Here is a 10,486-nt window from a genome sequence, read left to right on the forward strand (position 1 = left end):
TAGAAGCGCATTTCCGGGACGCCGCGCCGTGGCACACACCGAACGAGCGAAGCTCGCGCACGGCGCGAAGGCGCGGCGGGCTGCGGCCGGCGCAGTCAGCGTTCCTGTCCCCGATGCCAACGCCAGCGCTTGCCCCGGGGCGGCTTGCGGTGCAGTTTGCGGTGCCAGTGGATGTACCAGAACGCGGCGCCTGCCTGGGCTGCGGCGACCAGGGTGACGCCGGCGGCGGCCAGGTTGCTGTTGCCGATGCGGAAGTCCGCGACGACCACGAACAGCACCGCGGCGAGCGGCAGGACGACCGCGACGAGGGTGCGCAGCACGGCGGCCAGGCCCAGCGGGTCGACGTGCCCGGATTCGCTGCCGCGGTCCGCGCCGCGGTGTTTGACGCGGTGCACGCGGTGGGTGCCGCCGGCGACCGTGACGTGCGGGGCGGTGGACGCCGGGTCGGGGGCGGCCGCGTAGTAGCGGACCGCGCGGCGGCCGAGGCGCGGGGTGGCTTTGCGGTAGGACCAGCCCATCACGGGGATCCACACGAACGGCAGCACCATGCCGACGAGGACCAGGAGCACGATCGCGGCCCAGACGAGTGCCCGGCGCAGCTTGGACGTGGGGCCCTGGTCGGGGGTGGTGATGCCGAGGATCGCGGCCATCCGGACCAGGGTGGCGATGCGCTGGCCGCGGGGCATTTTGCGGCGTCCGGCGGCCGGCAGGCTGGTGCGGATCCCGGCGACCGCGGCGGCGGCCTGCTCGTGCGCCGGGTAGGCGCCTTGCAGGACCAGGAGGTCGGCGGCGCGGGCCTCGTCGCGGGTGTCGCGGCCGTGCAGCGCGGCGAGTTGCAGGACCATGCGGGCCTGGGCGAGGAGCGCGGCGCAGAAGGCGACCGGGATGAGGACGAGGAACGGTCCGCCGACGAAGGATCCTTCGGCGATGGTGGTGCGGGTGCCGCGGGTCACGATGCCGCTGCCGAGGGCGGCGCGGGGCGTGTCGGGGTGCTCCGTGCGCAGGTTGCGGACGGACTCGCCGGCCCCCTCGCCCAGGTGCCGGACCGCGAACAGGGCCATGACCTCGGGGAGGTGCCCCGGGTCGGCCCAGACCGCGCGCAGGAGGGCCGGGGGCAGCCACTCCTGCGCGTCGGCGGTTCTGGTCATCCGTTCTTGGCGGCCGCGTACTTCCGCAGGAACAGGGCTTCGGCGAGCGCCATGTGCTCGATTTCGCCCGGGTCCACGCTTTCGTTGGGGGCGTGGATGAGGCACTTGGGCTCCTCGACGCCCATGAGCGCGATCTCGGCGTCCGGGAAGGTCTGCTGGAAGATGGTGCAGAGCGGGATGGAGCCGCCCTGGCCGACGGTCGTCATGGGCCGGCCGTAGGCCTCTTCGAGGGCTTCGCGCAGGGCGCCGTAGGCGGGTCCGCCCATGGCGGGCTTGAACGGGTTGCCGGACTGCTCGGGTTCGAAGGCGAGTTGCACGTTCCAGGGGGCGTGCGCCTTCAGGTGCGCGACGAGTTTGTCGAGGGCGTCGGGGGCGTCCATGCCGGGCGGCACGCGCAGGCTCACGCGGGCGCGGGCGACGGCCGGGACCGCGGCGGTGGAGCCGACGACGGGCGGGCAGTCGATGCCCAGCACGGTGACCGCGGGGCGGGCCCAGACCAGGTCGGCGACCTCTCCCCCGGCGACCAGGTCGACGCCGTCCAGGACGCCGGCGTCCTCGCGGAACTGCCGGGCGTCGTAGGCCTCGCCGTCCCAGACCTGGTCGTGGGCGAGGCCGTCGACGGCGGTGCCGCCGTCCGCGTCGCGGAGCGAGGCGAGCATCGCGATGAGGGCGCCCAGGGCGTCGGGGGCGGGGCCGCCGAACATGCCGGAGTGCACTTCGCCCTTGAGGGACCGGACCTCGACGACGACGTTGGCGACGCCGCGCAGGGTGGTGGTCAGGGTGGGGACGCCGACGGCGGCGTTGCCGGTGTCGCAGACCAGGATGGCGTCGGCGCGCAGCACGTCGGGGTTCTGCGGGACGTACTCCTCCAGGCCGCCGGTGCCCTGCTCCTCGGACCCTTCGGCGACCAGCCGCAGCGTGACGGGGATGTCGTCGCCGAGGGCGCGCAGGGCGGTGAGGTGCATGGCGATGTTGCCCTTGCAGTCCGCCGCGCCGCGGCCGTACCAGCGGCCGTCCTTCTCGGTGAGTTCGAACGGCGGGGTCTGCCAGGCGGCGTCGTCGAGCGGCGGCTGCACGTCGTAGTGGCAGTAGAGCAGGACGGTGGGGGCGCCGGGCGGGCCGGGGCGGAGGCCGACGACGGCGTTGCTGCCGTCCGGGGTCTCCTCCAGGCGGGCGTCGGCGAAGCCGAGTTCCTTGAAGGCGTCGGCCACGAACTGGGCGGCCTTGCGGCATTCCTCGGGCGGGAACTGGCGGGCGTCGTGCACGGATTTGAAGGAGACCAGGGTGGCCAGGTCCTTCTTGGTCCGGGCCATCTCGGCGGCCACGCGCCCGGCGAGGGCCTGGTCCGAGCCGCCCTTCGCGGTGGCGCCCTTCGTCGTGCCGCCCTTGGACGTGCCGCCGTTCGACGACGACGCGGGCGAGGCTTTGCCGGTGCTCGGGGCGGCGCCCTTGGGGGCTTTGCTCGCCAGGTCGGCCGGGGACGGCTTGCGGGCCTGCGTGGTCATTCCTGGGTCCTTCCGAGGTGCGGAGGGTGCGGTACGGGCGCCTGCGGGGGGGCAGGCGCCCGTACCGGTTCTCGTGCGGCCGCCGGGGCGGGTCAGGCCGCGGTCACTGCTTCACGACGTCGTCGAACTTGAGGTCGCTGATCTCGTCGTCGAAGTCGTCGACCTTGTCCGGGCAGTACGTCTGGAGCACGATCCGCTCGGCCTCCACGATGCGCGCGGAGCCGATGATGGGCCGCTGCCCGGGGCCGGCCGCGCCGTTGGCGAGTCCGACCCGGTCGGCGCCGTTGCGCAGGGCCTGGCCGGGGTCCTCGCAGACCGCGCCGCCGTCGGTGCCCAGGGTGCGGACGATGAGGTCCTTGTCGGGCTGCGGCAGGCCGGCCGCGGCCAGGGCCGAACGCAGCTCGTTCGCCTTGTTGTTGGCCTCGTTGGTCTTGTGCACGCCGCTGTAGGCGATGATGCCGGTGACCAGGATGGCGACCAGCAGGACGGCCGAGCCGATGTAGATCCACCGGCGGCTCATGATGCCGGTGTCGACGTGCTCGGCGTGGTCGATGTCCTCGCCTTGCGCGTGGTGCGCCTTGGGGTGCGGAGCTTTGGTGTTCATGCCTGGGCCTCGCCCTCGGTCGACGTGCCCACGCCGGCCTTCCATTCGGTGTCCGGCTGCTTCCAGTGGGGCTTGCGGAACTTGTAGAACAGGTAGGGCACCAGCAGGCCGACGATGAACAGGCCGCCGCCCACGATGACCAGGTACGACCAGAGGCTGCCGGAGCCGAACTGGGACGGCGGCACGAAGCCGATGACCAGGGCGGCGGCGGAGGCCAGCAGGCCGACGATGCAGACCACGTTCAGCGCGGGGACGCGGAAGCCGCGGGGGTGGTCGGGCTTGGTGCGGCGGAGCCGCATGGCCGCGACGAACATCAGCAGGTACACGATCAGGTACACCTGCGTGGTGATGACCGAGAAGATCCAGTACGCGCTGGAGACGTCCGGGATGAACGCGTAGAGCAGCGCGATGCCGGTGGTGACGACGCCCTGGGTGATCAGGATGTTCTGCTGCACGCCGTGCTTGTTCAGGCGCTGCAGGAACGGCGGCAGGTAGCCCTCTTCACGGGCCACGGTCAGCAGGCCCTTGGAGGGGCCGGCCAGCCAGGTCAGCATGCCGCCGAGCGAGGCCGCGATGAGCATGATGCCGAGGACGGGCGTCAGCCAGTCGACGTTGAAGTACGCGAAGAAGGCGTCGAAGGCCTGCATCACGCCTGCGGTGAGCGAGAGGCTGGAGGAGGGCACCACCCAGCTGATCGCGAGCGCGGGCAGGATGAAGATGAGCAGGACCAGGCCCATGGCGGTGAACATCGCCTTCGGGAACTCGGTGGCCGGCTTCTTGAGCGAGGAGACGTGGACCGCGTTCATCTCCATGCCCGAGTAGCTCAGGAAGTTGTTGACGATGAGCACGAGGCTGGCCAGGCCGGTCCACGGCGGCAGGATGTGGTCGCTGTCCATGGGCGCCGCGGACGGGTTGCCCTGGCCGAGGAACACGAAGCCGAGCACGACCAGGATCAGGCCGGGGATCAGGGTGCCGATGATCAGGCCCATGCTGGACAGGCCGGCGACCGTCTTGGTGCCGCGCGCGGAGACGAACACGCCGAGCCAGTAGAGCGTGATGATCACGATCGCGGTGTAGAGGCCGTGGGTGGCCAGGCTCGGATCGATGACGTACGCGAACGTACTGGCCACGTAGGCCAGGAGGCTCGGGTAGTAGAAGATCGTCATCGCGAACTGGCACCACACGGCGAGGAAGCCGAGCGGCTTGCTGAGTCCCTCGGCGACCCAGCGGTACACGCCGCCGCTCCAACCGGACGCGAGTTCGGCGGAGACCAGCGAGGTGGGCAGCAGGAACACCAGGGCGGGGATCAGGTACAGGAAGACGCAGGCGAGGCCGTAGACCGCCATGGTCGGTGCGGCGCGGAGCGAGGCCACCGAGCTGGTGGTCATGAGCGCCAGGGCGAGCCAGGAGATCGCGTTCAGCTTCGGACCGGCGTGCGCGGCGGTGCGCTTGCCGGTGGCCACCCGGCCTGCGGGCACATCCATCGATGCCACGTCAGGGCTCCTTAGAGACGGTGGGGCAGGACACCGGACCCCCGATCAGGTGACCGATGAGGCATAGATTGCCCCACTTAGTCCGGTTTTTATCCACCGTTGCATCATTCGGCAGCCTTTTCACTGCCGCAACAGGAGCTGACGCGGTGTCACGACCCGCACGGCGGCTCGGCCGTACGGGTGAACGCGCCAAGACGTGATGCGCCGCAGGTCAGACGGCGTCGAGGTCGCCGCCGTCCTCGCCCAGGAGTTCGAGTGCGGCCATGGCCAGACCGGCCAGGTCGCCGTCGAGGTAGGGGACGCGGGCGGCCCACTCCTCCTCGGATTCCGGCGCGCACGCCGTCGGCTCGCCCGCGCAGCCGTCCGCACCGAACCCGGCGTAGTCGCCGTGGCCGGTCCCCGGGTACGCGTACTCCCCCGCGGCCCCCTCGGCCTCGTCCGGCTCCTCGGCGTCCGCCTCCGCGGCGATGCGGTCCCGCAGCACCGCGACAACCTCGTCGCGGGCGGTCCCGCCGCCCAGTCCGGCCAGGACGAACGCGGCGGCCCAGGCGAGCTGTTCGTCGTCCGAGCCGAGCGCTTCCCCGGCCCAGTCGGCGAGCGCCGGGTCGCCGCCGAGCAGCAGTGCGGCGACCGCCGCGGTGGCCGCGGCGGTGGGGTGCTCCTCGGTGTCCAGGAGCGCGAGCAGGGCGCGGACGCTGCGCGGGGCGTCCTCGGGGAACCAGGCGAGCAGGTGCGCGGCGGCGATCCGGACCGCGGGGGCGGCGTCGTCGAGGAGGGCCCGGTAGACCGCGGTGCCGGCGCGGACCGCGTCGTACGACTCCAGCGCCCAGCGCATGCAGTCGCGTTCGAACGCGAAGTCGAAGACCTCCAGGTGGTACGCCCGGTTGCGGCGGATGTCCTCGCTCGGCGCCTCGGCGACCCACTCCTCCATCTCGCGGCGGGCCTCGGCCGGGTCGCGCTCCGCGGCCTCGGCGGCCTCGCGGCGCAGCCGGGCCGCGTCGAACCCGCGCGGCAGGTGGGCGTCGTCGTAGCCGATCGCGAGGGACGCGAGCAGGCCCAGGACGCGGTGCCGTTCGGGGGTCCCGGGGTCGGCGGCCAGGGATATCAGCGCGCGGGCGGCATACGGCGTGGCGGCGTACCGGGTGCCTTGGTGGAAGACGTTCCCGTACAGCGCCCAGTACGCCTTGTCGCGTTCGGTGGGGTCCGCGGAGCGCAGCGCGGCGAGCTGCCCCGGGACGTCGTCCGCGGCCCCGTAGGCGTGCGTGAGTGCCGCCCAGTCGACGTCCTCGACGGCGGCGCGGGAATCGCGAGAAAGGGGCCCGTCCCAGAAGGTCGTCATGGAGCGGATGTTAGCGACGACCTCTGACAACAGACCCCTTTGTCGCTATGGCGTCACGATGTCGAAGTTCGGGTCCGCCTTGGTGGCGAAGCCAGCCAGAGTGGCGACTGCCTTCGGGTCGCCTTGCACGTCGATGCCGTCCAGGCCTTGCCCGCCGAGCAGGCCGACGAGCTGGGGCTTGGTCAGGGTCAGGACCGCGTCCGCCTTCTCACGGGTCGGCGTGCCGTCGGGCGTACTGCGGTGGCTGAGCACGCCGTTGGACAGCTCGGCCTGCCAGGTGCGGCCTTCGTCGGTGAGGCGGAAGTCGACGACGAGCCCGGTGCCCCAGGCGCGCGGGCCGTCGATGCTGATGGCGAGCGAGTCGAGGAGCTGGTCGACGGACAGCGCAAGGGTCATCTCGGCGTTGGCGGTCTCCAGGACGGACTGGATGACGCCGTTGCGGAGTTCGGTCGCGCCGGTCAGGTAGAAGTTGCGCCACGGGCCGTTCTCGGCGCCGTACCCGAGCCGGTCGTAGACGGAGGCGAGCAGTTCGCGGGCCTCTTTGGCGTCCGCCTGGGCCGGGCCCGCGAAGATCGCGTGATTGAGGAGCGTGGCGGCGAACCGCAGGTCGCCGGATTCGGCTGCGGCACGGGCCTTGTCCAGCGTCTCCGCGTGGCCGCCGAAGGCCGCCACGTAGCGCTTGGCCTGCTCGGCCGGCGGGTGCTCCCACAGGTGGGCGGGGTTGCCGTCGAACCAGCCCATATAGCGCTGGTAGACGGCCTTGACGTTGTGGCTGAGCGAGCCGTAGTAGCCGCGCGCGTGCCAGGACTTCTCCAGGGCGGGCGGGAGTTGGATCTCCTCGGCGATCTCGAGGCCGGTGAGCCCGGCGTTGAGCATGCGCAGCGTCTGGTCGTGCATGTACGCGTACAGGTCGCGCTGGCCGGACAGGAGGCCGACGATGCGGTCCTTGCCCCAGGTGGGCCAGTGGTGCGAGGCGAAGGCGACGTCGGCGGCGTCCGCGAACAGGTCGATGGCCTCGTCGAGGTAGCGCGCCCAGATGCGGGAGTCGCGGACGACCGCGCCGCGCAGGGTCAGCACGTTGTGCATGTTGTGCGTGCAGTTCTCCGCGAGGCACAGCGCGCGCCGGTCCGGGAACAGGAAGTTCATCTCGGCGGGTGCCTCGGTGCCCGGAGTGAGCTGGAAGACGATGCGGACGCCGTCGACGGTCTCCTCCTGCCCGGTGCGGGTGATGTCGACGGTCGGCGGGATGAGCGTCACGGTGCCGGTGGACGTGGTCATGCCCAGGCCGGCGCCGATCTGGCCGTCGGGGGCCTTGGGCAGCCCGGCGCCGTACATGTAGAGCGCGCGGCGGGACATCGCGTTGCCCGCGTAGACGTTCTCGGCGACGGCGTGTTCGAGGAAGCCCTCGGGGGCGAGGATGGGGACTTCTGGGTGGCCGTCGGGCAGGATGCCGCGGGCGCCGCCGAAGTGGTCGGCGTGCGAGTGGGTGTAGATCATGCCGGTGACCGGGCGGTCGCCGCGGTGCTCGCGGTAGAGCGCGAGTGCGGCGGCGGCGGTCTCGGCGGAGATCAGCGGGTCGATGACGATGACGCCGGTGTCGCCTTCCACCACCGTCATGTTCGACAGGTCGAGGCCGCGGATCTGGTAGATGCCGGCGGCGACTTCGTACAGGCCCTGCTTGGCGACGAGCTGCGCCTGGCGCCACAGGCTGGGGTTGGCGGTGCCGGGGCAGTCGGCGTCGAGGAAGGCGTAGGCGTCGTTGTCCCAGACCACGCGGCCGTCGGCGGCCTTGACCAGGGCGGGGCTGAGGGCGCCGACGAACCCCCGGTCGGCGTCGTCGAAGTCGGTGGTGTCGGCGAAGTCCGGCAGTGTCGTCATCCCGCGTCTCCTGAGTGCTCGGGGCAGGCCGCACGGACATCCGCAAATGACCCGAATGCCCGATTTGCCACCACCTTGCCAGGTCGGCGCCCGCCCGCAACTCGCCGCACGGGCGCGGCGCGAGAGAATCTCGGCATGGACGCCGACACCTCCCGACCCGACTCTCAGTCTCAAGTGGAGGTGGAGAGTTTGCCCGGTGCGGTCTCCGCGGGGCCGCCGGCCGCCTCGGCCGAGCCGGTACCGGTCTCCCGGGAGGTCGATCTGGGCCGCGCGGCCCTGCTTCCCGACATCGACCGGCCGCGCGCGTGGCTGCTGACGCTCGACGGCTCGCCGCAGTCGTACGTCGACCTGGACGACCCCGGGTACGTCGAGTTCGAGTACGCCCGCCGCCTCGCGCACGTGCTCGATCTGGCCGCCGCGCCCGGCGCGCCGCTGGACGTCGTGCACCTGGGCGGCGGTGCGCTCACCCTTCCGCGGTACGTCGCGGCCACCCGGCCCGGGTCGCGGCAGCACGTCGTGGAGCTCGACGGCGCGCTGGTCGCGTTCGTCCTGGAGCACCTGCCGCTGCCCGCGGACGGCGCGGTCGGGATCGAAGTCGAGGTCGCGGACGCCCGGGCCGCGCTGGCCGCCCGCCCCGACGCCTCGGCGGACGCGGTGGTGGCCGACGTGTTCGGCGGATCGCTGATCCCCGCTCACCTGACCGCGCTGCCCTTCCTCGCCGAGGCGGCCCGCGTGCTGCGCCCCGGCGGGGTCTATGCCGCGAACCTGGCGGACGGCGGCGGCCTGGCATTCCTGCGCGGGCAGGTCGCGACCGCGCAGGCGGTCTTCGGGCACGTCGCGCTGGTCGCCGAGCCCGACCACCTGGACGGCGAGCGCTTCGGCAACGCGGTCCTGGTCGCCGGCCGGGAGGCGCTCCCCCTGGACGGGCTGGCCGCCCGGGCCGCGGCCGACGACTACCCGGCCGACGTCCTGGCCGGCCCGGAGCTGGCCGCTTTCGCCGCCGGGCACGCCGTGGTGACGGATGCCACATCGACCGGGTCACCGGCGCCGCCACGTGGGGCCTTCGGGGTCGGATGACGCGGCGCGTGTGATCCATTCCACGAAACCGCGGAGGGCGATTTGGACGTTGTTCTCGGATAAGGGGAAAATCACCCGGTTCCCTACCGATGAGGTACCTACGTGAGTCGCGCAGCCATATCCGGCCCCCGCAAGGGGCTCCGCATCGCCCTCGTCCCGGCCCTGGCCGCCACCACGCTGCTCTTGGCGGCGTGCGGCGGAGGCTCCTCGGACAAGGACGACGGGCAGTCCGCCGGGAACGCTGGTTCCGGAGGCGCGGCGGCGACGGCCGACCAGAACAACGGCAAGGACAAGGGCAAGGACCCCGCGCCGCAGGTGGCCGTCGACCCGGCGGACAAGGCCGCGGACGTCGAACCGGGCAAGCCGGTGACCGTCACGGCCACCGAGGGCACGCTCACCGATGTGCGCATATCCGATGCGGACGGCGGCACGGTCGCCGGGAAGCTCGCCGCGGACGGCAAGACCTGGACGTCGACCGGGCGGACCGCCCCCGGCACCGCGTACACCGTCGACATCGGCAGCCGCACGGCCAAGGGCAAGGACCAGACCTCGTCGACCACCTTCACCACGAAGAAGGCCGACAAGACCAACAAGGTCGCCATGAAGCCCGGCAACGGCGGCACCTTCGGCATCGCGCAGCCGGTCTCGATCACCTTCGACCACCCGGTGGCCGACAAGGCCGCGGTCGAGAAGAACCTCAAGGTCACGACCTCGGTGCCGACCGAGGGCTCGTGGGGCTGGATCAAGGACTCGTCCGGCAAGGACCGCGTCGACTGGCGGCCGAAGGACTACTGGCAGCCGGGCACCAAGGTGACCCTGAACGCCGACCTCAAGGGCGTGCAGAGCGGCACCGGCACCTACTTCGCACGCGACTACGAGACCTCCTTCACGGTCGGCACCGGCCGCGTGGTCGAGGTCGACGTGGCCAAGCACAAGGTGAACGTGGTCGAGGGCGGCCAGGTCGTGAAGTCGATCCCGATGTCGGCCGGCTCGGACGAGTTCCCGACGCGCGGCGGCACGCACGTCATCCTGGCCAAGAACGCCAAGGAGACCCTCGACTCGCAGACCGTGGGCCTGGGCGACAAGTACAACCTGCCGGACGTGCCGTGGGTCGTGCACTTCACGTCGTCCGGCACGTTCTTCCACTCGGCCGCCTGGAACACCGCCAACATCGGCAAGAACAACACCAGCCACGGCTGCGTGGGCATGACGGTCGAGGACGCCAAGTGGTTCTACGACCGCGTGCAGGTCGGCGACCCGGTGGTGGTCAAGGGCTCGAAGAGCACCGCGGTGACCGAGGCGGGGAACGGCTTCGGCGCCTGGCAGGTCTCCTACGACCAGTGGAAGGCCAAGAGCGCACTCGGCCAGTAGGGCGGCGAGGCTTCGCCGCCCGGGCCCGGGGCCCGGCCCGGTGCCGGCCCCGGAGCGGACATGCGGCAGGG

General features: G+C 72.0%; 8 protein-coding genes. 2 read left to right on the forward strand and 6 right to left on the reverse strand.

What is annotated here, in order from left to right; all coding sequences use genetic code 11:
- Positions 1–95 precede the first annotated feature (95 nt).
- The 6 genes from LZ495_RS27020 to LZ495_RS27045 form a co-directional block, all read right to left on the reverse strand.
- Positions 96–1,148: a hypothetical protein gene (locus tag LZ495_RS27020; RefSeq protein ID WP_235055498.1), complete on the reverse strand. Its 1,053-nt coding sequence runs from the start codon at positions 1,146–1,148 to the stop codon at positions 96–98.
- The gene (locus LZ495_RS27025) at positions 1,145–2,653 is read right to left on the reverse strand and encodes a dipeptidase (protein WP_268823388.1); all 1,509 of its coding nucleotides are present in this window, start codon (positions 2,651–2,653) and stop codon (positions 1,145–1,147) included. Before LZ495_RS27025 ends, LZ495_RS27020 begins: the two co-directional genes overlap by 4 nt.
- A gap of 103 nt (positions 2,654–2,756) precedes the next feature.
- The gene (locus tag LZ495_RS27030; RefSeq protein WP_235055499.1) at positions 2,757–3,257 is read right to left on the reverse strand and encodes a hypothetical protein; all 501 of its coding nucleotides are present in this window, start codon (positions 3,255–3,257) and stop codon (positions 2,757–2,759) included.
- Positions 3,254–4,750, reverse strand: coding sequence for a glutamate/gamma-aminobutyrate antiporter GadC (gadC, locus tag LZ495_RS27035; protein WP_235055500.1), 1,497 nt, complete (start codon positions 4,748–4,750; stop codon positions 3,254–3,256). Before gadC ends, LZ495_RS27030 begins: the two co-directional genes overlap by 4 nt.
- 211 nt (positions 4,751–4,961) lie before the next feature.
- Positions 4,962–6,089 (reverse strand): hypothetical protein, encoded by a 1,128-nt coding sequence (locus tag LZ495_RS27040; protein WP_235055501.1) that lies wholly within the window; start codon positions 6,087–6,089, stop codon positions 4,962–4,964.
- A 45-nt stretch (positions 6,090–6,134) separates the two neighbouring features.
- A complete protein-coding gene (locus LZ495_RS27045) occupies positions 6,135–7,967 on the reverse strand; it encodes an alkyl/aryl-sulfatase (protein WP_235055502.1) in 1,833 nt (610 codons plus the stop codon).
- Between the two features lie 180 nt (positions 7,968–8,147).
- Between LZ495_RS27045 and LZ495_RS27050 the strand changes: the two genes are divergently transcribed.
- Together LZ495_RS27050 and LZ495_RS27055 are read left to right on the forward strand one after the other, a co-directional pair.
- The gene (locus LZ495_RS27050) at positions 8,148–9,044 is read left to right on the forward strand and encodes a spermidine synthase (RefSeq protein ID WP_235055503.1); all 897 of its coding nucleotides are present in this window, start codon (positions 8,148–8,150) and stop codon (positions 9,042–9,044) included.
- 102 nt (positions 9,045–9,146) lie between these two features.
- A complete protein-coding gene (locus LZ495_RS27055; RefSeq protein WP_235055504.1) occupies positions 9,147–10,415 on the forward strand; it encodes a L,D-transpeptidase in 1,269 nt (422 codons plus the stop codon).
- Positions 10,416–10,486 lie beyond the last annotated feature (71 nt).

Origin of the sequence: Yinghuangia soli, from assembly GCF_021502675.1 — a bacterium.
Taxonomy (GTDB): domain Bacteria; phylum Actinomycetota; class Actinomycetes; order Streptomycetales; family Streptomycetaceae; genus Yinghuangia; species Yinghuangia soli.